Source organism: Nocardia sp. NRRL WC-3656, from assembly GCF_000720265.1.
Taxonomy (GTDB): domain Bacteria; phylum Actinomycetota; class Actinomycetes; order Mycobacteriales; family Mycobacteriaceae; genus Nocardia; species Nocardia nova.
The window spans coordinates 66,844-88,612 of sequence record NZ_JOJF01000010.1; the positions used below are offsets into that span (position 1 = coordinate 66,844).

General features: G+C 67.0%; 24 protein-coding genes. 15 read left to right on the forward strand and 9 right to left on the reverse strand.

Annotated elements, in window-relative coordinates; genetic code table 11:
- The first annotated feature begins 77 nt into the window (after window positions 1–77).
- A complete protein-coding gene (locus IG65_RS39110) occupies window positions 78–3,959 on the forward strand; it encodes a transglycosylase SLT domain-containing protein (protein ID WP_030515505.1) in 3,882 nt (1,293 codons plus the stop codon).
- A gap of 100 nt (window positions 3,960–4,059) precedes the next feature.
- Here IG65_RS39110 and IG65_RS0114860 read toward each other — a convergent pair whose 3' ends face one another.
- Window positions 4,060–4,365 carry a hypothetical protein gene (locus tag IG65_RS0114860; protein ID WP_231509213.1) on the reverse strand — a complete coding sequence of 102 codons (306 nt, stop codon included), beginning with the start codon at window positions 4,363–4,365 and terminating at the stop codon, window positions 4,060–4,062.
- An 81-nt stretch (window positions 4,366–4,446) separates the two neighbouring features.
- Between IG65_RS0114860 and IG65_RS0114865 the strand changes: the two genes are divergently transcribed.
- On the forward strand, window positions 4,447–5,511 hold the full coding sequence (locus tag IG65_RS0114865; RefSeq protein WP_231509214.1) for a helix-turn-helix transcriptional regulator: 1,065 nt from the start codon (window positions 4,447–4,449) through the stop codon (window positions 5,509–5,511).
- A 178-nt stretch (window positions 5,512–5,689) separates the two neighbouring features.
- Here IG65_RS0114865 and IG65_RS0114870 read toward each other — a convergent pair whose 3' ends face one another.
- Together IG65_RS0114870 and IG65_RS0114875 are read right to left on the reverse strand one after the other, a co-directional pair.
- Window positions 5,690–6,865: a site-specific integrase gene (locus IG65_RS0114870; RefSeq protein WP_051756055.1), complete on the reverse strand. Its 1,176-nt coding sequence runs from the start codon at window positions 6,863–6,865 to the stop codon at window positions 5,690–5,692.
- Complete coding sequence (locus tag IG65_RS0114875) at window positions 6,852–7,367, reverse strand: hypothetical protein (RefSeq protein WP_156055624.1); 516 nt, start codon at window positions 7,365–7,367, stop codon at window positions 6,852–6,854. Before IG65_RS0114875 ends, IG65_RS0114870 begins: the two co-directional genes overlap by 14 nt.
- 115 nt (window positions 7,368–7,482) lie before the next feature.
- On the opposite strand from IG65_RS0114875, the gene IG65_RS34745 reads away from it, so the two are divergent.
- The 9 genes from IG65_RS34745 (at window position 7,483) to IG65_RS0114920 (ending at window position 12,964) form a co-directional block, all read left to right on the forward strand.
- Window positions 7,483–7,695: a helix-turn-helix domain-containing protein gene (locus IG65_RS34745; protein WP_036524544.1), complete on the forward strand. Its 213-nt coding sequence runs from the start codon at window positions 7,483–7,485 to the stop codon at window positions 7,693–7,695.
- Window positions 7,695–8,639: a hypothetical protein gene (locus IG65_RS37765; RefSeq protein ID WP_156055625.1), complete on the forward strand. Its 945-nt coding sequence runs from the start codon at window positions 7,695–7,697 to the stop codon at window positions 8,637–8,639. The genes IG65_RS34745 and IG65_RS37765 overlap by 1 nt, the downstream gene beginning before the upstream one ends.
- A complete protein-coding gene (locus tag IG65_RS37770; RefSeq protein ID WP_156055626.1) occupies window positions 8,636–8,971 on the forward strand; it encodes a hypothetical protein in 336 nt (111 codons plus the stop codon). Before IG65_RS37765 ends, IG65_RS37770 begins: the two co-directional genes overlap by 4 nt.
- A 140-nt stretch (window positions 8,972–9,111) precedes the next feature.
- Window positions 9,112–9,423 (forward strand): hypothetical protein, encoded by a 312-nt coding sequence (locus IG65_RS0114895; RefSeq protein ID WP_156055627.1) that lies wholly within the window; start codon window positions 9,112–9,114, stop codon window positions 9,421–9,423.
- A 397-nt stretch (window positions 9,424–9,820) separates the two neighbouring features.
- Window positions 9,821–10,840 carry an AAA family ATPase gene (locus IG65_RS0114900; protein WP_197039843.1) on the forward strand — a complete coding sequence of 340 codons (1,020 nt, stop codon included), beginning with the start codon at window positions 9,821–9,823 and terminating at the stop codon, window positions 10,838–10,840.
- Window positions 10,841–11,066: 226 nt separating this feature from the next.
- Window positions 11,067–11,279: a WhiB family transcriptional regulator gene (locus IG65_RS39790; RefSeq protein ID WP_369801550.1), complete on the forward strand. Its 213-nt coding sequence runs from the start codon at window positions 11,067–11,069 to the stop codon at window positions 11,277–11,279.
- A 32-nt stretch (window positions 11,280–11,311) separates the two neighbouring features.
- Window positions 11,312–11,665, forward strand: a complete 354-nt coding sequence (locus IG65_RS0114910; protein WP_030515514.1) for a hypothetical protein — start codon at window positions 11,312–11,314, stop codon at window positions 11,663–11,665.
- Window positions 11,666–11,684: 19 nt separating this feature from the next.
- Complete coding sequence (locus IG65_RS0114915) at window positions 11,685–12,080, forward strand: helix-turn-helix domain-containing protein (protein ID WP_030515515.1); 396 nt, start codon at window positions 11,685–11,687, stop codon at window positions 12,078–12,080.
- On the forward strand, window positions 12,053–12,964 hold the full coding sequence (locus IG65_RS0114920) for a major capsid protein (protein ID WP_030515516.1): 912 nt from the start codon (window positions 12,053–12,055) through the stop codon (window positions 12,962–12,964). The genes IG65_RS0114915 and IG65_RS0114920 overlap by 28 nt, the downstream gene beginning before the upstream one ends.
- Window positions 12,965–13,283: 319 nt before the next feature.
- On the opposite strand, the gene IG65_RS0114925 is transcribed toward IG65_RS0114920, so the two are convergent.
- Window positions 13,284–13,829 carry a hypothetical protein gene (locus IG65_RS0114925; protein WP_030515517.1) on the reverse strand — a complete coding sequence of 182 codons (546 nt, stop codon included), beginning with the start codon at window positions 13,827–13,829 and terminating at the stop codon, window positions 13,284–13,286.
- A 36-nt stretch (window positions 13,830–13,865) separates the two neighbouring features.
- Window positions 13,866–14,174 carry a hypothetical protein gene (locus IG65_RS0114930; RefSeq protein WP_030515518.1) on the reverse strand — a complete coding sequence of 103 codons (309 nt, stop codon included), beginning with the start codon at window positions 14,172–14,174 and terminating at the stop codon, window positions 13,866–13,868.
- A gap of 449 nt (window positions 14,175–14,623) precedes the next feature.
- On the opposite strand from IG65_RS0114930, the gene IG65_RS0114940 reads away from it, so the two are divergent.
- Window positions 14,624–15,664, forward strand: a complete 1,041-nt coding sequence (locus IG65_RS0114940; RefSeq protein WP_156055628.1) for an XRE family transcriptional regulator — start codon at window positions 14,624–14,626, stop codon at window positions 15,662–15,664.
- Here the strand turns inward: IG65_RS0114940 and cutA are convergent.
- The gene (cutA, locus tag IG65_RS0114945; RefSeq protein WP_036524641.1) at window positions 15,645–15,977 is read right to left on the reverse strand and encodes a divalent-cation tolerance protein CutA; all 333 of its coding nucleotides are present in this window, start codon (window positions 15,975–15,977) and stop codon (window positions 15,645–15,647) included. The genes IG65_RS0114940 and cutA overlap by 20 nt on opposite strands.
- A 264-nt stretch (window positions 15,978–16,241) precedes the next feature.
- Between cutA and IG65_RS0114950 the strand changes: the two genes are divergently transcribed.
- Window positions 16,242–17,321 carry a hypothetical protein gene (locus IG65_RS0114950; RefSeq protein ID WP_197039844.1) on the forward strand — a complete coding sequence of 360 codons (1,080 nt, stop codon included), beginning with the start codon at window positions 16,242–16,244 and terminating at the stop codon, window positions 17,319–17,321.
- Between the two features lie 80 nt (window positions 17,322–17,401).
- Here the strand turns inward: IG65_RS0114950 and IG65_RS0114955 are convergent, their stop codons facing one another.
- On the reverse strand, window positions 17,402–17,848 hold the full coding sequence (locus tag IG65_RS0114955; RefSeq protein ID WP_030515522.1) for an ester cyclase: 447 nt from the start codon (window positions 17,846–17,848) through the stop codon (window positions 17,402–17,404).
- 87 nt (window positions 17,849–17,935) lie between these two features.
- Between IG65_RS0114955 and IG65_RS0114960 the strand changes: the two genes are divergently transcribed.
- Entirely contained in the window at window positions 17,936–19,081 is a 1,146-nt protein-coding gene (locus IG65_RS0114960) for a helix-turn-helix transcriptional regulator (protein WP_156055629.1), read from the forward strand.
- Here the strand turns inward: IG65_RS0114960 and IG65_RS0114965 are convergent.
- Together IG65_RS0114965 and IG65_RS0114970 are read right to left on the reverse strand one after the other, a co-directional pair.
- On the reverse strand, window positions 19,060–19,749 hold the full coding sequence (locus tag IG65_RS0114965; protein WP_030515524.1) for a DUF899 family protein: 690 nt from the start codon (window positions 19,747–19,749) through the stop codon (window positions 19,060–19,062). The two genes, IG65_RS0114960 and IG65_RS0114965, sit on opposite strands and share 22 nt — an antisense overlap.
- 87 nt (window positions 19,750–19,836) lie before the next feature.
- A complete protein-coding gene (locus IG65_RS0114970; RefSeq protein ID WP_036524551.1) occupies window positions 19,837–20,808 on the reverse strand; it encodes a GlxA family transcriptional regulator in 972 nt (323 codons plus the stop codon).
- A gap of 39 nt (window positions 20,809–20,847) precedes the next feature.
- On the opposite strand from IG65_RS0114970, the gene IG65_RS0114975 reads away from it, so the two are divergent.
- Window positions 20,848–21,714 carry a dienelactone hydrolase family protein gene (locus IG65_RS0114975; RefSeq protein ID WP_231509215.1) on the forward strand — a complete coding sequence of 289 codons (867 nt, stop codon included), beginning with the start codon at window positions 20,848–20,850 and terminating at the stop codon, window positions 21,712–21,714.
- The last annotated feature ends 55 nt before the right edge of the window (window positions 21,715–21,769 follow it).

Genomic DNA, 21,769 nt, shown 5'->3' on the forward strand with positions numbered 1-21,769 from the left:
GCGCGGGAGTTCCGGCGCCCGGTGTATGTGGTGGGCCCGGATGACGTTGTGCGTCCGGCGGATTCGGAGGTGTGACGATGGCGCGTAACTTCTCGGCCGGTACGGCCAGCGTCGACATTACGGTGAATTTTGATGGCTTCGTCAAGAAGCTGCGCGCCGAACTCGAGCGGGTCGACGCCTCGATTGGTGTCGACGTCTTCGCGGATACGACCCGGGCCCGTGAGGACATCGCGGAACTGCGGCAGCTCGCCGAAGACGACAGCATCAATATCGAGGTCGATGTCGATACGACGCGCGCGGCGGCCGACCTCGAGGATTTCCGCCAGTTCCACGGCGAAGACATCACGATCGGTATCGACGTCGATACAGCGGCTGCAACGACCGAGTCTGAGGCCTTCCGGCGAAAGGCCGGCCAGGACGTCAAGGTGAAGATCGACGCCGATAAGACGTCGCTGTCGTCGGTGCTGTCTCAGCTGCCTTCGGCTGGTCTGCTGAATGCGGGCGCGATCGGTGTCGGGAATCTCCCCGCCGCGGCCACCGCGCTGGCGGGTGTCGCGTCCTCGGTTCAGCAGGTGTCGCAGTCGGCGTTGTTGTTGCCTGGGATCTTCGCTGGTGCGGGGGCGGGGATTTCGACGCTGGTTGTCGGTATGCAGGGGTTCAAGGACGCGCTCGGTGACAGCCCGGAGAAGGCGGCTGCCGCGTATGGGGATATGGCTGTGTCGGGGCGTGAGGTTGTCGACGTCACCAGGTCGTTTTCCGGCGAGTTGAAGAGTGTCCGCCAGGATGTGCAGGGCACCTTGTTCGATGGTGTGGCGGCCCCGCTGCGGGAGGCGATCACCAACGATATTCCCGCTGTCCGGACCGGTATGGAGGGTGTCGCCGGGTCGTTCAATACGGGGATAAAGGCCGCGCTCGCGGAGTTGGGGAATCAGCAGTCGCAGGGTGCGCTGTCGACGCTGTTCGGCAACACGGCTGCCGCGGCGGGGAATCTGAACGGCGCTATTTCGCCGGTGATCGACTCGCTGCGGATTCTCGGTACCACGGGCTCGGCGTTCCTGCCCGAACTCGCCCAGGACGTCACCGATCTCGCGACCCGGTTCGATGGGTTCATCGGCCGTTCGCAGCAGTCGGGGGATCTGGCGAAGTGGATGCGGGAAGGCATCGACGCGGCGAAAACCCTGGGCTCTACCGTGGAGAATCTCGGTTCGTCGCTGGCGTCGGTGCTGCGCGCGGCCAAGGGCGACGGGGACGGTCTGCTCACCACGGTCGACCATCTCACCGAGCGTATGTCTACGTGGCTGAAATCCACCGAAGGCCAGGACGAGCTCACCGCGTTCTTCCAGCATGGCCGCGATCAGCTGGACCAGTGGAAGCCGGTCCTCGAGGAATTGCCCGGCCTGCTGCATTCTGTGTATGACGGGGTCTCACAGTGGTCGTCGATCACGATGCCGTTCCTTCGCACCGCGGCGACCCTGCTCGGTGAGCACCCGCGGCTGGTGGGCGACGTCGTGACCGCTTATCTGGCGTTCAAGACGGTCTCTCCGGTGGTCGATGGGCTGAAGTTGGCGTTGCGGGGTGCGAATAGCGCGGTCGGTGATTTCCGGCGGGGCGCGGCCGATGCCGCGGAGAGCGGCGCTGGCAGGCTCGGATCAAAGATGGGTGGTGTGTCCACCCTCATCGGGTCGGCGCTGGGTGGGCCGTGGGGGTTGGCGATCGGCGCGGCCACGATCGGACTGGGGGCGCTGGCGACCGCGCATGAGAAGGCGCGGGAGAAGGCGGATGCTCAGAAGACTGCCCTCGAGGAGTTGGGGCGCACGCTCGACGAGACGACCGGCAAGGCGACCGAGCAGACTGTCAAGAAGGCGACACAGGACCTCGAGAGACAGGGCGACCTCGAGCGCGCGCAGGGTTTGGGTTTCAACACGCAGATCGTGGCCCGGGCTGCGGCGGGTGTCGATGCATCGTCGCAGGATTATGTGCGCCAGCGCGCTACCTCGATCATCCGCGACCAGCTGCGTCAGGAGGGCTTCAACCCTGGCATCTACTCGGCGCAGAAGGGCACCGGACTATCGGAGGACCAGATCATTTCGGCGCTGGCCGGTGATCCGGAGGCTGTCAAGGCGTACGCCCGCGCTCGCGGTGGGGACGCACGGATCCCGGACTTGTCGCAGTTGAAGAAGGAACTTCCGGTGGTGGCGGAGTCCGCGGCGACGTTGGGCGGCAATGTGGCTGTGATGGCCGACAAGCTCGGCAGCTCGGCCGAGGGCATCGAACGCCAGAACCAGGCACTCGGCAAAACACACGAGGTCACTACTCAGGGCGCGAAAGATTTTGAAGCCCTGGGTATTTCGATGGACAAGGTCACCGTGCAGGACGGTAAGACCGTGGTCATCGACACCCCGACCGACGAGCAGCGGCGGAAGGTGGAAGATCTCGGCCGCATCGTGGAGACGTTGCCGGACAAGTCGATCCGAGTCGAATTGAACGACGACAAGGCCAAGACCGACCTTGCCGAGATCATGAAGCCGGAGACCAAGCAGGTCACGGTAGAGATGTTCAACCGGGTTCAGCAGGGCATCGACAGCCCGGAGGCGCGTAAGAATGCCCCGGCCTACTCGCCCGAGTCCGGTTACGTGCATTACGCCCTGGGTGGTGCGTTGTCCGGCGGTATCCCTGGCAAGGACTCGATTCCGATTCTCGGTATGCCGGGTGAGCACATGCTCACCACCGGCGACGTTCAGGCTCTCGGGGGGCAGGCGGGGGTGTACCGGTTCCGGGCCGCATTGAAGGCCGGTCTGGTTCGTGGCATGGCCTCCGGTGGCGCTGTCGACGATCAGCGGCCGACGAAACTGCTGCCGCAGACCGATCTGCCCGGCTACAAGTCGCAGCATCAGATCCAGGTAGAGAACGCGCAGGACGCGGTTGATCAGGCCAACACCAAACGTAACCGGGTGTATGCGGATCCGAATGCGACCGACAACGACAAGCGGCGCGCCGACAACGACTACCTCACCAGTCAGCGCCAGTTGCGGGCGGCGCAGACGGCTGGCGAGACCCCGTTGCCTGAGCAATACGCGCCGTCCGGCATCCTCCAGGCGGCAGGCGGCCTGCTTGTCGCTGGGGCGTTGGGCAGCCTGGGGCTCGGCGGACTGTCGCGCTACACCAAGGATTTCGGTGCGGTGGTCGACTTCTACGGCAAGAAGGACAAAGGCGACGACACCACCACCGGGTACACGCCGAAGAACCTGCCGGTCCAGGACCAGACCGCCGCAGCGTCCTCGAGCAGTGGGGGCGCTGCATACTCCGGCGGTGGTGTGGAGCAGTGGCGGCCCACGTTTTCCTCGGTGCTGTCCGCGCTCGGGATGCCCTCGAGCTGGATTGGTCTCGGCATGGCGCAGATGCAAACCGAATCCGGCGGTAACCCGAAGGCAATCAACCTCTCCGATTCGAACGCCGCGAAGGGTACCCCGTCGAAGGGGCTGATGCAGGTGATCGACCCGACGTTCGCCTCGTACCGGTCCGGGCTCTATCCGAACGACATTTGGGAGCCGAACGCGAATATTGCTGCGGCACTGCGCTATACGGTCGCTCGCTACGGATCGCCCGAGGGTGTGTGGGGGCAAGGTCACGGGTACGCGGACGGGGGGTGGATCACCGGTATCGGTGGACCCCGCTCGGACAGCAACCGCATCCGGGCGTCGGTGGGTGAGTTCATGGTCAACGCCAGTGCCGCTGCTGCCCACGGTCCGCTGCTGGAGGCGATCAACGCTGGCATCATCCCCGCACCGTCCCCGCTGCCGCAGGGCATGACCCCTCACGGTGGGGACGCGCAGACGATCAACAACCGTGATCACGGCGTCCACATCGGCAGCGTGAGCGTGATGGACATGGGCGAACTTGTCCGCGAACAGGATCGGTGGGCCGGTATCCAGGCTCAGGGAGCGCTCGCCGCGTACTGACCCCGGAGATTCGCGTGTCCGACTGGTCAAATTGACCAGTCGGACTCCGCCGCACCACCTTGCGGGATCCCACAAAATCGCAGGTCAGATACTCCGCAGTTCACTCGGGTTTCGGCTCGGCGGGCCACCGCGCGAACGACAGCCGCGGCGTGCAGGTCTCGACATCGGCCACACCCATCAGCGCGTGCAAGGTCATGATGCCCAAGTGATCCGGGCTCGGCGTGATCACCGCATCCGCGCACGCATTCCGCACCTGATCGACCAGCGGAACCCGGCTGCACTCCGGCGGCCACACCAGCGAGTAGCCCAGATGACGCGCCAACCGCCGCACCTGTGCCGCATCCCAATCCAGGGCAGCCGATTCCGGGTGCACCCAACCCAACGCGACCATTACGCCGTTCTTCACGGGCGGCCGTCCTGGTGTTCAGGGGCAGGTTTTTCGGTGATCGCCGCAGAACCGCGCAGCGGGACGAGTAGTAGTGCCACCGTGAGCACAAGCAGCGCCACGGCGAGCAATGCCAGGACCAACACGCCACACCTCCCGCTATCCGGTTGGAAGGTCGCCGGCGCCGAGGGTTTCGGGGCGCACCTCGACGCCGGGACCACCTTTGAGCCTGCTCGAGACCTCAGCGTGACGGAATGGCGTTACCGTTCACTAGTGTTCGCAGAATCAGAGCTGACGGGCCACCTCTTGCGCGAGCTGCGCGTTATCGCCGAAATCGGCCTACGCCAGATGGCCATCCGCACGCACTTCAGTCCCGCCTATCTGTCGCAGATAGAGAACGGGAAACGGCCCGTACCGCCGGGTGTCGCTGAGGCATATCGTCGAGTGCTCGGCGCCGACCCGGTCGTCGGCAAGTTCACCACCGCGGCCGCCGATCCAGCCTCAGCGGGAGTGAGCGACGTCGCCGACATCCTCGCCCGCACTCGGCGCCTCGAGGATCGGCTAGGCGCCGGCGCGGTGGCTCCCGTGGTGCGCGGACTCGACGGCATCGCCCGAACCCTGGATTTCGCCCTAGCGTCCGAGGTGGCCCGCTACCGCGGTTGGCTCGAGCACGCGGTGGGCCGCCGAGTCGTCGCCGACAAGGTCCTACAGGATGCCGCGACGATGGCGCAGGACGGCCAGCAGCGAGCGCACGCGCTGTCGTTCCGGTCGCTCACTGCGCGCCATGACGGGGACCTGAACAAGGCGCTCGCGCTCGCCGATGCGTCGCTCGCCGAGGATGGCGTACACCCCGCGATCCGGGCGTTCGACCGGTACTGGCGGGCCGAATTGCTGGCACGGCTCGGCGAACGGCGTACGGCCGCGAAAGAACTCGCTTCAGATCCGCCGGAGAGCGACGAACTACCAGCGGGCGGGTACTGGTACACCCCCGGATTCCTCGCTGTGCAGCGCGGATTGGTCCTCAGCTGCATGGGGCGCGAGGACGACGGGGTCGACGAAGCGGTGCGAGGGCTGTCGGAGATGCCCGACGCTCACCGCGGCACGGACTGGATCAACACGATGCTGGCGCAGGTTGCCCCGGGGCTCCGCGATGAAATTCCGTACTAACCGTGCCCACATTTTGCCCACAATTCGGCTCGAATCAGTGCGATACAACGAGAAACAACGACATAGAAAACCGCTGGTAGACGCGATTCTGAGCCGCTGACCGTGACTGCAATCCGGGTTCAATTCCCGGCAGCTCCACGACAGGCCCCTCACCTGAGCCCCAGGTGAGGGGCCTTTTTCATGCTCCGACCAACCGAAGATCGGGCCGTGTGGGCACATTTTGGGCACGCTTCTCGGCGGCCGTGCGTAGTCCCGTGCCCATCCTGACAGCCACGCCGTCGAGGTCGTCTTCGAACAGGTGCCCGTAATTGTCGAGCGTCATCGTGGCCGTCTTGTGGCCGAGCTGGCGCTGAATCGTCTTCACGGGCGCACCGCTGGCGATCATGAGCGACGCCGCGGTGTGGCGCAGCTTGTGAGCAGTCACGCGGGGAAAGGTGGCCGGCCCGATCGCCGCGCCGTCTTCATCGCGAGGGATACTCGCCGCGATGCACCGGTCCACAGCCTTCGTGAACCAATGCGTTGTTGTCGGCGGTCGGATCGGGCCGCCATCGCTGGGGCGCGTCCATAGCAGCCCGACCCGATCGGGTTGCGCTTCGACGACCGGGCGAAGCATCTCGGCGACCTCGAAGGGCACCGCAACGGTTCGGCGCTCCCACGTCTTCGGCGCTCCGATCACGGTCCGAGAATTCACCTTCGACGCCGACCGCACGATCTGGATCCGGCAGCGATCAAGGTCGACATCACGCGGACGTAGCGCGGCCATTTCGCCCCACCGGATCCCGGAGTAGGCCAGCAGCATCACAATCTCGGCACCGCGGCTGCACTCCATCGCGAGCGCGGCTACCTGATCATGAGTCAGGTACTCATGGTCTACCGGCTCCCGGCGCGGCAGCTGCAACCCCTTGGCCGGGTTCGCCGGTATCCGCCGCTCTTCCACGGCTTCGTCCAGGATCGAGGAGAACACTCCGTGGATGTCCGCCACGGTCGACGGCGCCCGGTCTATCTCCGCTATCCAGTCCTTGATCTCTGGCCGAGCGATTGATGCCAATTGCCTTGCGCCCCACTGTGGTTCGACATGAACGCGCCAGATCGACTCGACGCGCTCGGACCATGACGGCTTCGTGTGTACCTGCCGCGCAAGCCACTTGGCACCCATTTCGGTCACTGTCAACTTGCCGAGTGCCGGCGCGACGTATTCGCCGCTTAGCTTCTGCACCTCGACAGTGTTGGAGAACCGTTCGGCGTCGAGCTTGCGTCGAAAACCGCGCTTCTTGGTCTGGCTGCCGTTGGGCTTGCGATAGCGGACCATGTAGCGCCGGCCGGACTTCGTTTCGTAGCTCTCAATCGTCGCCATCGATGAATCCCATTTCACGAGCTTTCCTGAGCCACCGTGCGGCGGTGGGCTTCGGAAGGTTCAAGGTGGTCTGTACGTACTCGGACGCGGGGGTGCGAACCGCTCTCGCGAAGAGGAACAACGCGGCCGCATACTCGACATTTTCGGCAGTGGGTCCCTCGCGGCGAATCCGAGCCCTGTCCGCGTCGGACGGGCTGAAAAGCCAGTCTTCGTCATGTGCGAGGAAGCCGGTGAGCGCCGTGCCGGTCATCAGCAGCGAATCCGCAAGTACCTCGTTGACTGCAACGGCGCGGAGATCTGTGCCGGAGATTGCTACACCGTTCGACGCAACGTGAACCGCAATGGGCGATACGCGGACTCCGTCGAAGTCGAGATCGAACGACAACCGCCAGCCCGCATGAGGTTCGTCGTCGATCTGGATAGTGCCCGGCAACATCATCGATACATGCGGGGCGATCGCCTTCCATGTGGCCTCGCGTGCTGGCGTGTAGCGCTTCGGCATCGGCACCCTTCCTGTCTGTGATACCTGCTTGACGTACCGGTATCACTCACCTAGATTTGCGGTTATGGCAAGTGATACCCGCTTGACTCGAAAGTCTCACATGGATAGGGCGCGAATGGAAGGGCATACTGCGTCGCCACTGGCGACACCGGCCGAGGTCGCGAATTACCTGCACACCACAACTGCCTCATTGGCGCAGCAGCGCTACCGCGGTGCCGGCATCCCGTTCGTGAAGGACGGCCGTCGAGTGCTCTACCGATGGGCAGATGTCGAGGCGTATATCGAGGCGCACCTCAGCACGACGACCGCGCGGTCGGGTGTTGCGTGATGTGTCCGCGCCTCAGTCATGAAAGCGGCCCGGGAGCGGCGGCTACCGCTTCCCGGGCCAATCAGAACGCCAACCCTTGCGAGGAAGGAATTCCATTGACCAGCGTAAACCACTGCGGTGAACCGCACATTGACGGATTGATCTGCATCGAGTGCAGTGCCAACCTTGCCGCGCTGGGTGCTCGATCGGTGCCTGTCGGACTCGGCCCGGACGGGCAGACGTTTCGGTGTGCGCCGGGCTACGGCTGCGCGGACCGTGGCGCGGTGGCCGAGCGGGAGGCTGAGGCCGATATTGCCGCGGCCCGCCGCGTTCTCGAGGTCGAGGACGGTGCAACCGTCCGCTACTGCCGTCCGTCGATTTCCGGTGTTCCCGTATCCGGATCGGCAGTCGTCGACTGCCGCCGCATCCTCGATACGAAAGAGGTCATTTACGAGGCGGAAGATGAGGACACCGGCGAAGTGCTGATGTTGCGCGACGAGGACATCGTGAAGGTGCTCGGTCGAGACGAATATGCCTCTGCGCCAAGTGAAATCGACTTCCGAGTGAGTTCGCGTGTCGTTTCGGCGATGGCGTCCGGCGGTGTGACCGTCCGCGCGCTGGCCGAGCGAATCGGCATGGCGCCCGAGCGCGTCGCGGATCTACTGGACGGGCGCGCGTCGTGGCCGGTGACGGCGGTATTCAGCGCTTCCGAGACGATCGGCCTACGGGCATCCGAATTGGTCGATGGCGGCCGGAACGACGAGCCGGACACCGATGCCGACGAGGCGGCCGGTCATGCGGTGCGCTGTGCTCGGTGTGGGGAACCGGTGGCGTGGTCGCCGTACCCGGTGGTCGCGGCGGTCTATTGCGGCGCCCACGCGGGCAGCGGCACAGATCAGAGAGTGCGGCCGGTATTCGCGCACGACGAGCTCGCGGCCGTCGTCGAGCGGGCGGGGGAGGAATGACGAGCCCAACGGCGGCAGCCGATGTGCTGCTCGGTGCGGTTGCGCGTCACGTCGCCGCCCTGGCGTCGGCCGGTGTGCATTTGGTCGAGCCGGTCGGCGCTGTGGAGGTCGACGGCGGCGGGCGAGGAATCGCAATCGGCTCGGTCGTGGTGCTCGACGACGGCACGGTCTACGCCGTGCCGTGCGCCGATGCGACTGCCGAACAGATTTTCGCGGTGCTGCGTGACGCGGAGCTCGTGAAGCTCGACGGCGCGCACGGGCCGCGGTGGCGCCGCGTCGCCGAACTGGGCGCGGTCCGCTCGGTGTTCGAGCCGATTGGGGCTGCACCGTGACCGGAAAGTACGTCCGCCCGAGCATCGCGGACCGCGAACCGGGCTCGACGACCACAGCGATTGCAGTCCGCGGCGCCGATGCGCAGCTCGGCCGCATTCTGGCCCGCTCGGCGGCCCGGTGCCTGCCGGGCCCGTCCGATGTGCAGATCGAGGCCCAACGCCGACGAGAGCGCCGTCAGGCATCGGCCGAGCTCGACCGATTGCTCGCCGACGATTTCGCCGGCGGCGGCCGGTCGTACTTCACCGGCGAATACAACCCGCTCGCAGCGCGCGCGGTTCTGGCGAGTGCGGATCGGCGGGCCGAGTTCATCAGCGACGCAAGGCGTTACGCGCTGCGTGTGCTGCTGGCGATTGAGGCGGACACCGACGCGGCCGAGGTGTGGGCGCTGATCGTGTCCGGCGGTGCGGAGCTGAGGCGCCGCGCGGAGAGTGAGGGCTTGAGTGAGCAATGACATTCGCGGGACGCGCGGTGTAGCGCGGCTGAGGGAAGTCCACGCGGAGACCGAGGGGGCGGCCGTAGCGGTCGCCCCCTCGGGGGCGTTGCCCGCGCCGACTGCCCACTGTCGGGCGCACGCGGTATTCGATCCGGTGTGCTTTTCGTGCCGCGAGTTCTACCGTGAACAGCTCGCCGCGGCCAAGGGTGCGGACCACTCTCAGGACCACTCGGCACCGGTGGTCCTCGGTCCTGGTCCTCTAGAGGTCGAGGACCAGGACCCGCCCCGAAAACAACGCTCACCAGCGGGTAAGCGCTCCGACAGTGGTCCTGAGCTCGAATCGGTCCCGAACGGTCCGGCAGAGTGGTCCGGGATCGGTCCCGGGACCACTGACGACCAGCCACAACCGCGCCGGGTGCCGTTGGGCAGGCGGTTGCTCTCGCTGTCCGATCTAGCCGAACTGCCGGCCGCGGTGCCGCTGGTCGATGGCCTGCTGTACCGCAATACTCTGGCGCAACTTTCGGGCCCGCCCGGGGCGTACAAGTCGTTTATCGGCGTCGACATGTCGTGTGCGCTGGCCGTGGGCCAGAACTGGGAGACCCACCACGTGCCCGCGCGCGAGAAAGTCGTCTATGTCGCGGCCGAGGGAGCCTCCGGGCTACGTGCTCGGATCCTGGCATGGTGCGAGTTGACGCGTGTCGACCCCGGCGAACTCGAGGACTGGCTCTACGTGCTGCCGTGCCCGGTGCAGCTCGGGAACTTCGTCGACGTGACCGAGGCGGCCGATATCGCGGCGACGCTCGGCGCTGGGCTACTGGTGCTCGATACTCGGGCGCGCTGCACGCTCGGCCTCGAGGAGAACAGTGCTACCGAGCAAGGTCGGGCGATCGAGGGCGCCGACCGCATCCGAGAGGCCGCGGGCTGCACTGTGCTCACGATTCACCACACCGGCCGCGCCGGGACCGCACCGCGTGGTTCTACCGCCTGGGACGGCGCGGTCTGGTCTGACCTTCGCCTGAAATCAGATGAACCGCTCACCACGACAGTGCATGTCGAGAAACACAAGGACGCACCGAGCGGCATGGATTTCGACTATCGACTCGTCCCGCACACCGTGTCCGAGTCGCTCATGCCTGAGGTTCCGGAGATGGCACGCAAGACCTTGGTTGTCGTCCCGTTCGAGCGCGGGACGACGGTATCCGACGAGTCCGCGTCGGTCCGGAAATTGTGGGACATCGCCGGGACGTCATGCGGCACGGGCGGACTCACAACCGCACAACTGCGAGACCTCGCGGTCGACAACGGCGTGAGCCGCACGCGCGCGTACTCGGCAATAAACACACTGGTCAAGCGCGGCGTACTGCGCAACATCGGAACCGAGCACCGGCCGCGGTACGTGTGCGCTATCCAGCCATCTGAGCAAGGCGAATCATGATCACGTCCCGCCGTCCCGTGCGCGTCCCGCGTCCGTCCCGCCCTGTGCCGTTCGTCCCGTCCCGCCTCCCTCCCTTTAGGGAGGCGGGACGGCGGGACGGGACGCCGGATCGGGACTGCTGGAAACGTGGTCTGTGCAAGAACGGCGACGAGTGAAGGCCCGCCCGCCGACAGCGGCTATCGGTGTGGTCGTCGACGAGCGTCTCGACGGCGCGCGGTGCGCCGGAATGGCGCCGCGGTTCGACAGCGACCCATTGCCCGGCGAGACCGAGGCCGATCGGTCCGACCGGCTCGCCGCCGCGGCCCGGGTGTGCGCTGGCTGCGCTGTCCAGTCCGCGTGCTCGACGGTCGCGCGAGAACTCGGCCGCCGAGCGTCCGGGGTGTGGGCGGGCCACGTGCGGGGCGAGCTGCCCCGGATTCATCAGAAAACCATTGGATAACAGCAACATTCGATCGGCATGGAGGTCTGTCCGTGAGTGAACCAATTGAGCGGCACTATTTCGGCGACCGGCGCCGCGCGCTGGCGCTGTGGTCGCACGCGCTCGGGCTCGGTGACGGAGCGGATATCGACGCCGCGACCGCGGGAATTCACGCGGTCATCGACGACGCGCGCCAGGCCGGGCGCCTGCCCGAGCTCGCCATCGGAGCAATGACTGTGGCCCTCGGGGTGTGCCCGTCGCTGCGCTCGGAGCTCGCTCGGCAAGTGCCGGCGGAACTGTTGGCGACCGCGCACGCCGAGGCCGAGGAGGCTCACGCCAACCGGATCGGCTGGGATATCGACCCGGGATCCGGTGACGGCACAGATTGGCTGCGCAGTGACGAGTAACGAGCCTGAGGTGTTCCGGATGGGCGATTGGGTCGCACTCGGGCCGCGGGCCGCCGGAGAAGTGGCGAAGACGCTACAGCTGTGCGGAGAGCTCGCCGGGCGCCGCGGGCAACGGCTACCGACTCGGATTCTGCGGCTCGCCGAGATTCTCGGGGCTTCCGTGCGCGGCAGCACGATCCTGCCGGTTGCCTCCGAGGCGGAACACTCGGCGCCAGCAGCGGCACTGCTCGACCCGGTCGGCACCGCCGAGGCGGCCGAATTGCTCGGCACCACAACCTCAGCGGTGCGGCAGCGGTTGCGTCGGCACACACTGCCCGGCCACCGCATCGGCGGCCGATGGGTGATCGACCGGCTCGAGCTCGCCGCCATCGTGGAAAGGGAATCGCTATGCCAACCGCACCGAACTACTCGCTGAGCCCTCAGATCAACGGCCGGAACCTCACCGTCGACTACGTGCTCAAGACGCCGAACTACATCACCAACCGCATTGCCGCTCTCGCGGCTGATCAACTGGTGATCGACAAGTTTCTCGCCCCCAGCGCTCAGGCCGTGACCGGTGGCGCGATCCTGTTCACACCGGCAACCGCGGCCGAGATGTACACCAGCCGCGACCTCGAGCAGCGCGGTCCGGGTGACGAGTACGCCATCGTCAACGGCGACCGGCCGAACCCGCAGCTCGCGCCCGTCGAGGACTGGGGCGGCAAGTTCTTCGTCACCGATGAGAACCGGATCCGCAACAACATCTCCGATATCGACGACAGCACAACCCAGCTCACCAACACGATTGTGCGCAAGATCAACAAGCGCACCATCGATGCAGTCGAGTCCGCGATTGCCAAGCTCGGCGGTTCGGGTGTCGTGCCCGGTCACGACTGGTCGAACGTCATCACCGTGGGAGACCCAACCACTCTCACGCCCAACGCCGCGCGACCGGCCGCGGACTGGGCCAACGCTCAGCTTGTGGCCAACATGGAGGAGCTCGGCTACAAGTTCGACACGCTCGTGCTGAATCCGCAGGAAGAGAACAGCCTTCGGATCGCCTACGGCGAGAACCTCGCCGCGGTACTCGAAAGCGCCGGCATCACCACCGTGTTCGCCACCCCACGCGTGACCGCCGGTACCGGATACGTCACCCAGTTCGGTATGGCCGGTGTCATCGGCTTCGAGCTGACATTGCGCACCGAGGCATGGCGCGACGAGGCCAAGCGCGGCACGTGGGTGCAGGCCTACGCCGTGCCCGCGATCGCGATCACGCGCCCGAGCGCAGTGAAGAAACTGACCGGACTCGCCGGTGCCTGAACCACACCAGGAACCGGCTCACGGCGCAGCGGAGTGTTGACCGCTGCCCCGAACCAGCGCCCCGCATCGAGTGTTCACGGTGCGGGGCGCTGGCGCGTGTAGGCCCCGAAAAAATTCGGCCCCCCGGCCCTGACTCCCGCGGCATCAGTCAGCAAATTTCTCTCCCCCCAGTTTGGTAGGTCGATGGGGCGTGCCTCTCGGAACTGGCTGAATATGCAGGTCACCGCCCCGCGCCGTACGTTTCGGCGCCCTCAAAAGAAACCTGACTTGGTGGACGCCGCGGGAGTCAGGCCGGGGGTGTGAATTTTTCCGGTGCGGGCTACCACGGGAGCCACGAGAACCGCCCATCGGCGACCATGCCGAGCATGATGCCGACCGCAGTCGTAGCGATACCGAACAGCGCGATACTCAGATCCGTTGCCGCATCGAGGCGGGCGCTCGCCCTGAGCTCGGACAGGGCTTGTTGAGCGGTGGATTCTGCCTCTGCCGCGCGGCGTTCGAGCGACTCTGCGAGCCCGGCTATCGTCTGCCGGATGTCCTGCAGATCGTTGCTGATCGTCGTGGCCCAACCGGCGAGCATCTGGATCTGCACGGCGAGCGGCCTGCCAGGGTCGATGCCGCTTCGCACACGGACCGTCGCCGTGTCGGTAACGGCTGCGACGTCTGTTGCCGCTTGGATCGTGATGTGCCTACCGCGCCCGGTGATTCGGGCGAAAACGTGTCGCAGGTAGTTCGAGGTCGACTCCATAGCGCCGCGGATGAAACGCCGCAGCCGACGGTTGGAATTGCGATTCCAAGCGAACCACAGCCCGTACATCGTGATGAGGGTGCCGACCAACTCCACCCAATCCCCGGTTGCCTTCATATCGGCACCGTATCCGGGACTCTCGGGGGGAGCTGGCTATTCGTCGACCTTGGATTCGGCGGGCCAGCGTGCGAACGAGAGTCGCGGCGTGACCGTCTCCACGTCGGCCACGCACATCACCGCGTGCAGCGTGAGAATGCCGATGTGATCGGTTGACGGCGTGATCACCGCATCGGCACCGGCCGCGCGTGCCTGATCGGCGAGCGGTATCCGGCTCGTCTCCGGCGGCCACACCAGCGCGTAGCCGAGGTGGCGTGCCAACCGGCGAACCTGAGCCATATCCCAGTCCAGCGCTGCCGATTCCGGGTGTACCCATCCCAACGCGATCGGGCGAGCGGCCCTCACTGCTGGCCATCCTCGCGGCGCTCTCCGCGAAGCGGCAGCCGGAACAATGCCACAGTGAGCACGAGAAGTCCTGCGGTGAGCAAGAATAGAACCCACATGCCACACCCTTCCGCCATCGAGTGGGAAGAACCGACGCCGGGGTCTTCGCGGCGCCCGGCGTCGGAACCACTTCCAGAATCGTGTTGGCCGGCGGTTCGGGGACAGCGCAAAACACTCGGCAAATAAGGGCGGGCGCCTGTGGGGAACCTATGACGAACGATCTGCTGAGATCGCTACGGCTGGCCCAGGGATGGACTCAGGGAGAGCTGGCTGAGCTGGTGTGTCGGCATATCGAAGTCGCCACCGGCCGCGGGTCCGCATTCGACGCGCAGGCGGTATCGCGGATCGAATGCGGCGAAATCTCTTGGCCCAGGGACGCAACACGCGTTGCGCTCATGGCAGTGTTGGGAGTGAAAACACCCTATGCGCTGGGTCTGCATCCGAAGCGGACCAGACGCGATGGCGAAAAGGACGATGCCACGAAACGCAGAGACTTCCTGGCGCTGGCCGGTGTCGGCGCCGCCGCAGTGACGCTCACCGATGTACCCGGGCGGGTCGGCGCGGCCGATATCGCGGAAATGCGGGACAGATTCGCGCGCCTGGTCGACGTCGACAGCTATCTCGGCGGCGCTGACACCTTCCGCGTCTACTTCGCCGAACTCGCTCGCACCGAACAGACGCTCAGCCGCGCAAGCTACTCACTCGGCACCCAACGCGAACTCACCGAGCTGGCCGCCGAGCAAGGCCAGCAAGCCGGATGGGCCGCCTTTGATGCCGGATTCACCGCGACCGCGGTGGACCTGTTCGAATACAGCCGCCGGGCCGCCGACGAAGCAGCGAGCCGGGAACTGGCCGCCAACGCGTTCGTGCATATCGCGTACGCCAGCAGCACCACCGACGCCGTACGAGCCGCCGATTCCGCGTGTGAGGCCATCGGCACCGACGCGCCGCCCAAGGCTCGCGCGTTGCTGCAATCGCGGCGTGCGTGGTCGCTGGCCACCGTCGGGGACCGCGACGGCGCCGCCCGCGCACTGGAAACAGCGCGCGACGCGTTGCAGGACAACGACACCGACGCCCCGCCCTGGTGCGCGTGGGTCGACCATTCCGAACTCGACATCATGACCGGGCGCGTGTGGTCGGTCCTGCGCCAGCCAGATCAGGCGATAGCTCCGCTCGAGCGCGCCCTTGCCACCTACCCGGACCACTGGGCCCGAGACAAAGCGCTCTATCTGAGCTGGCTGGCCGATGCCTATATCGATGCAGGCGCCGACACCGCGGCTGTATCGACCGCCGAGAAAGCGCTCACCCTCGCCGGGCGGGTCGCATCGGCGCGGCCCGTGGCACGGCTCCGCGACGTGACACAGCGTTGCGTCGTCGCAGGAATCAACGGCGGAGCCGAACTGGCGCGCCGCACGGCCGCAGTGCGCCCGCCTATTCCGGTGCGCCTGTAGTCCGTTCCACCCAATCGGCGTAGGTGTCCAAGCACCATTCCACCGGCGTCGCGGTCACCTCCGGACTGTCCCACGGATGTAACTCCGCGATCCGGGCCGCGAGACGGTCCCGCGTCGTGGCCGCTGTTCGCAGAGTCACCCGCCATTCCTGGCCCTCGCCGAGCTCGCCCAGATGCCAGAACACCGACACCGCCGGGCCCGTAATCTCCGCGCCCGCCGCCAGCCGTTCGCCCACCACCGCCTTTGCGATAGCCCGTGCATCGTCCTCTGTCGGTGTCGTCGACGTGACCGCCCATACCCGCGCTGTCGCCATGGCCGCCACGATATCGAGGTGCCGATCGCTTACGGTCGCCTGCTCCATGACAGCGCGGTTCTTTGGGCACTTTTTGGGCACATTCTGCGGTGATTCCGGGTGATTCTCGGTCATTCCGAGTTACGAATAATCGCAGTTCAGGCGGTATCCGAGACCTCTATCAGCGTTCCTATCCGGGTTCAATTCCCGGCAGCTCCACCACAGGCCCCTCACCTGAGCCCCAGGTGAGGGGCCTTTTTCATTCACGAGGGTAGAACTGAGGTCGTGACGCGGTATGCATACGACGCGGGGGCCGGCGCACTTGTCGCGACTTGGGGAACCGGTGGGGGAGACGTGGCCGAGACCATCGCGCCCCTGTCGCGGACGGTCGAACCCGAGGTCGCGCTCGCGCTGGCGGCGGCGCTGACGAAACTGTCGGAGTATCAGTGGCGGACCTACACGCATCCGGCGTCGGCGGCGGGGGATCCGGAGGTGCCGAACAGTGTGGCGTGGCATCGGGCCGAGGAGCGTAATCGGTTCCGTGAGGTGGAGGCGGCTGTCCGGGAACCGAATCTGCCGGACGAGGACGGGATGATGGCGGTGTCCTACAGCGTCGTCGAGGAGGCGGCGCACCGGATCGGGCGGGTGGCGCATCTGATCGGCGATGCGACGCTGGTGGACGCGCTGGTCGCCGAGGTGCGGACCGAACAGGCGGCGATCGAGGCCGCGGAACTGGGCGATCTGTCCGGGCGAGCCCGGCAGGCGGTGGAGTTGTCGCGGGCGGACATCTCGCCGGTGCAGGTGCACGCGGCCGATGCGCTGCTGTACGCCGACCCGCTCGCCTCCCTCGACCGGTTCACCGATATCGACCCGGCCGCCGCCGCGGTGGCCGCCGCGCGCTGGCTGTACCTCGCCGCTCAGGTCGCTTCCGAGGCCGCCGAGGTGCATCCGGTGCACGTGGTCGCGGAGGCCGACAATCTGGAGGCGCTGCAGGTGGAGACGCCGACTCTGGTGCTGGAGCGGTTGTGTGCGGGCGAGAGCCCGACCGCCGTGGTGGTCGACCTGATCGCCGACGCGCTCGCCGCCGCCGAGGGCCGGGTGCGCAACCCGGTCCGGATCGTCGAGGCCGCCGAGGCGATCGAAAGGCGCTTGCGCGGAGAGGAACTCGACGAGGAGGGCCTGACCGCGCTCACCGACGAATTCCGGATCTCCTGCCTCGATCCGGCCCGTCCGGCCCTCGATCTGCTGGAGGATTTGCTGGACGCGATCCGCGGCTGCCGGCTGCTGTACTGCGAGGAATACGAGTCGGGGTTCGAGGACGCGGTGCGGGCCGAGGCCGACGATCAGCGCCCGCCGGTGCTGTAGTCCGGTCGGGCATCGCCACAGCGGCCCCTCACCGTGCGTCGCAGGTGAGGGGCATTCCGATGCGGACGAGGGTGGCGGCGTCAGCCGAGAAGTCCCAGCTGCTGCAGGTGGGTTACGTCGTCACGAACGCCCCAGTGCTCGACGACGCGCCCGTGCTGGTCGAACCGCATCCAATGCATCTGGCGGAACCGGAACGTTCGGCCGGTGGGCGCATTGCCCATGAACTCGCCGACATGGGTTCCGCTGTACCAATTGCGTCCGACGACCACGTCGCCCGCTGCGGTGAAATCCTCGAATTCGGTTCGGCCATCGGGAAATGCGGACCGCAGCATCGACACCAATGCCTTGACGGGCGCGGTGCCGTGGCGGTGAGCCTCGGGGGCGGTGTGGTTGACCATGTTCGGATCGAAGAGCTCGTCGATCAACTCGAGTCGTCCCTCGTCGAAGATTTCGCCGTAGATGCGTCGCATCGCGGCGATGTTGCGTTGCTCGATGGTGCCGGCCGTTGCCGTGTCTTCTGTTGCCATGTCTCGATCGTGCGATCCGAACGAGTGGCACGGCCATCCCTACTTCCTGGGATTCTGCGGTGCCCGGGGGGACGCTACCGTTCCTCCGTGAGTGAAACACGGCTGGCGCGGGAAGTGGTGCGCCTGAGCCACCAGGGACTCGGGCTCGACGAGCTTCGCTACGCGCTCGATGCGGCAGTGGGACGCGTGGTGTCGTGGGATATGGCGGCCTGGTCGACGACAGACCCCGCCACGCTGTTGTTCACCAGCTGCGTGGTCAGCGGACGGGAGGAGGACCCGCGGACCGAGGCGGCCCTGTTCGACAGCGAGTTCCGCATTCCGGACATCAATACGTTCGGGGCGCTGGCGGCCGCGTCTCCACCGGTCGCGACGCTGTATGCGGCGACGGGCGGTGAACTGCAGCGCTCGCCGCGATGGCGCACGGTGCTCGCGCCGCTCGGCGTGATCGACGAGATCCGGGCGGCGTTTCTCGACGGTGGGAGCTGCTGGGGAACGCTGGTCGGATACCGGACCCACGGAAATCCGTTCGGACCCGACGACGTTCGGGCGATCGCGCAGGTTGCGCCACTGATCGCAGACGGCTTGCGCCGCGCGATGCTGCACACCGCGGTGGACCGCGCGATCGACGAGGTGGCCGGCCCCGGTATCGCGATCGTCGATCCCGAGGGCACACTCGGCGACGTCACCCCGGCGGCCCAGCGCTGGCTTGCGGAAATCGCCGAACCCGGGGCGGTTCCCAGCGTTTTCCGCTCCATCGCCGCGGCCGCTCGATCGGCGGCCGCCGGATTGTGCGAGCGCCCCGCGCACGCGCGGTTACCCCGACGCGGCGGCGGGTGGATCCTGGTGCACGGGTCGGTGCTCGCCGGTTCGGGCCAGATCGCGGTGATCGTGGAGAGCGCCGCGGAAAACCACCTCTCCGACGTCCTGGTGCGCGCCTACGGCCTGACGTCGAGGGAGCGCGAAATCACGGAGCTGGTGCTCAAGGGCGCGTCGACGGACGCGATAGCCCGGCAACTGTTCATCTCGGCGTACACCGTCCAGGACCACGTCAAGTCGATTCTCGCGAAGTCGAATATCCGCAGTCGCCGAGATCTCGTCGCGACGTTCTACGGACGCCACTACGCGCCGCTGACTACGGCCGGCGCGATTCCGAGCCCCTACGGGTGGTACTTGCCGACGGAGCCGGGTACGGAATCGGAGGCTCGTTCCGCTCAGGCGCCGGGTTCGCCGTAGGCCGCCGCGATCTCCTTCGATCCACTCCACTTGCTGTAGGTGGGCGATTGCGGCCATCCCTCGGGGGAGTCCTGCCATTCCTCCTGGCGGCCGTAGGGCAGCAGGTCGATCAGGGCGAAGGTGTAGCCGAGCTGTTCGGTGCCGCGGCCGTCGGTGTGCCAGGTGCGGTAGACGGTATCGCCGTCGCGCAGGAAGACGTTGACCGCGAAGCCGCCGCCGGGAGGTGCGCCGACGTCCGCGCCGAAGGAGCTGTTCGCGGTGGAGTACCAGCTCATCGTGTTGCCGACGCGCCGCTTGTAGGCCAGCGCCTCGTCGATCGGCCCCTGGGTCACGATGACGAAGCGGGCGTCCCAGTTGTCCAGGAACTCCAATCGGGTGAATTGCGAGGTGAATCCGGTGCAACCGGGGCATTGCCAGGTTTCGCCGGGAAACCACATGTGGTTGTAGACGATCAGCTGCGACTTGCCGTCGAAGACATCCGCCAGCCGGACCGGTCCGTTCTCGCCCTCGAGGGTGTAGTCGGGCATCCGCACCATCGGCAGGCGGCGGCGCGCCGCGGCGATCGCGTCCAATTCCCGAGTCGCGGCCTTCTCCCGCATTCGCAGCGCATCGAGTTCACGCTGCCAGGTCTCGGCGTCGACGACGGGTGGCAGTGCTGTGGTGCTCATGGGTCCTCCCTGACCGTTCTCCCGGATTGCGAGCTGTAGATACAGACGCGATACCGCTCCGGAACTCATCGGTCGCGGCCCGTCGATTCACGAGCGGGTGCGGCGGAAGGTAGTGCGGTAGTCCCCGGGGCGCTGACCGGTGTGTTCGGCGAACAGGGCGGCGAAGGTGCCCGCATCCCGGTAGCCGACGGCGCCGCAGATATCGGTGACGGTGCGGTCGGTGGTTTCGAGCAGGTGCCGGGCGCGGCGCACGCGGGCGGACTGCAGATAGTCGAGCGGGCTGCGCCCGGTCTCGTCGGCGAAGCGCCGCAGCAGCGTGCGGGTGCTGACGTGGAAGGCGCTCGCCAGAGCGGTGAGGTCGTAGCGGGCGGTGAGATTGCGGTCGAGGTGACGCATCACCTTGCGGGAGAACGTATTTCCGGGCTGTGGCAGCAGGCGCGCGTCGACATACGGGGTCTGCGACGAGCGGGCGTCGTCGACGAGGGCGATCCGCGCGGTGGTCCGCGCGACCCGCGTGCCGCTGTGACGTGCGATGAGGTCCAGTGCGAAGTCGTACATGGCGCTGAAGGCGGCCGTCGTCGTCACACCGCGGTCGGTGACGACGAGTCGATCGGGCCGGATATCGGCCTCGGGGCACTGCTGCGCGAGTTCGTCGGCGAACAGCCAGGCCGTGGTCGCCTTCCGGCCGGCGAGCAGCCCGGCCCGGGCGAGCAGGAACGCGCCCACACAGATCGATACGACGGCTCCGCCCGCGGCGGCATGGGCGCGGATCGCCGCGATCTCGGCGGTGAGCGGTGGCAGCCGGGCATCCGGGTCGAGGCCTGGAACGAGTTCGAAGCCCGGCACCACGAGGATATCGACCTCGCGCAACGGCGAAACCGACAGTGCCACACCGCCCGACGCCACCACCCGGCGCCGCGGCGAGATCACGGTCACCTCGTAACCGGCGCGATCCGGACCGGCGACATGCGCGGCCATCGTCAGCAGATCGGGAATCCCGAACACCTCGGAGGCGAAGCAGCCCGGATACGCCAGCACCCCCACTCGATACGCGCTCACGACCCGCCTCCTCGTCCGATGGCGAGATTACCCTCGAACATGGCGATCCCGCCGATCGCCTTCCCGCCGATTCCGGCCGAGGCTGAACACATGGATACCGACGACAACCCGATCGCCGCTTTCGCGCCCCGCCTGGTCGACGTGGACGGGGTGAGCAAGACCGTCTACACGGCCGGATCCGGCCCGGCCGTGGTGGTGATGCCGGAGATGCCGGGCATCAGCCCCGACGTCCTCCGGCTCGCGCGCTGGATCCGCGACGCGGGGTTCACCGTCTACCTCCCCTCGCTGTTCGGCGTCGACGGCGCCTATCCCACGGCCGAGGAGGGCGCCGAAGTAGTCCGCCGCGCGTGTGTGAGTGCCGAATTCCGCGCGTTCGCGGGCGGCGGCACGAGTCCTGTCACCCGATGGCTGCGCGGGCTCGCGCGGATGGCCCACGACGAATGCGGCGGTCCGGGAGTCGGCGCGCTCGGCCTGTGTTTCACCGGCAATTTCGCGCTCACCATGACGCTCGAACCGTCCGTCGTCGCCCCGGTGGTGAATCATCCTTCGCTGCCGTTGGACGATCCCACCGGCATCGAGGTGAGCGACGAGGACGCGGCCGCGATCCGCGACCGCATCCAGCGCGACGGTCTGACGGTCCTGGCCTACCGTTTCGACAACGACCGCTGGTGCACCGGCCGTCGCTTCGCCGCCTACCGGGCGCTGCTCGGCGACGCCTTCGACGGCCGCGTGCTGCCGGGCGAATCCGCCAACCCCGCCCCGCCGCCGTTCTTCCGCGACGTTGTCCAGACCCCGCACAGCATCGTCACCGCGCATTTCGTCGACGAGCAGGGCCACCCCACCCGCACGGCCCGCGACGAAATTCTCGAGTTCCTCAGCGCACGCCTGCATACCTCGGCGGAGTAGCGCCGCGACGGCGGGCGTACCTTCCGGCCGCCCTCCCCGGTAGCCGACCGCCGGC

Bases quoted from the DNA above. Each gene is read 5' to 3' on its own strand.
- IG65_RS0114925 (WP_030515517.1), bottom strand. From the start codon at position 13,829: ATGAAGGCAACCGGGGATTGGGTGGAGTTGGTCGGCACCCTCATCACG.
- IG65_RS39790 (WP_369801550.1), top strand. From the start codon at position 11,067: ATGGCGCCGCGGTTCGACAGCGACCCATTGCCCGGCGAGACCGAGGCC.
- IG65_RS0114875 (WP_156055624.1), bottom strand. From the start codon at position 7,367: ATGCCGAAGCGCTACACGCCAGCACGCGAGGCCACATGGAAGGCGATC.
- IG65_RS39110 (WP_030515505.1), top strand. From the start codon at position 78: ATGGCGCGTAACTTCTCGGCCGGTACGGCCAGCGTCGACATTACGGTG.
- IG65_RS34745 (WP_036524544.1), top strand. From the start codon at position 7,483: ATGGAAGGGCATACTGCGTCGCCACTGGCGACACCGGCCGAGGTCGCG.
- IG65_RS0114975 (WP_231509215.1), top strand. From the start codon at position 20,848: ATGGCGATCCCGCCGATCGCCTTCCCGCCGATTCCGGCCGAGGCTGAA.
- IG65_RS37770 (WP_156055626.1), top strand. From the start codon at position 8,636: ATGACGAGCCCAACGGCGGCAGCCGATGTGCTGCTCGGTGCGGTTGCG.
- IG65_RS37765 (WP_156055625.1), top strand. From the start codon at position 7,695: ATGTGTCCGCGCCTCAGTCATGAAAGCGGCCCGGGAGCGGCGGCTACC.
- IG65_RS0114870 (WP_051756055.1), bottom strand. From the start codon at position 6,865: ATGGCGACGATTGAGAGCTACGAAACGAAGTCCGGCCGGCGCTACATG.
- IG65_RS0114955 (WP_030515522.1), bottom strand. From the start codon at position 17,848: ATGGCAACAGAAGACACGGCAACGGCCGGCACCATCGAGCAACGCAAC.
- IG65_RS0114920 (WP_030515516.1), top strand. From the start codon at position 12,053: ATGCCAACCGCACCGAACTACTCGCTGAGCCCTCAGATCAACGGCCGG.
- IG65_RS0114965 (WP_030515524.1), bottom strand. From the start codon at position 19,749: ATGAGCACCACAGCACTGCCACCCGTCGTCGACGCCGAGACCTGGCAG.
- cutA (WP_036524641.1), bottom strand. From the start codon at position 15,977: ATGGCGACAGCGCGGGTATGGGCGGTCACGTCGACGACACCGACAGAG.
- IG65_RS0114915 (WP_030515515.1), top strand. From the start codon at position 11,685: ATGGGCGATTGGGTCGCACTCGGGCCGCGGGCCGCCGGAGAAGTGGCG.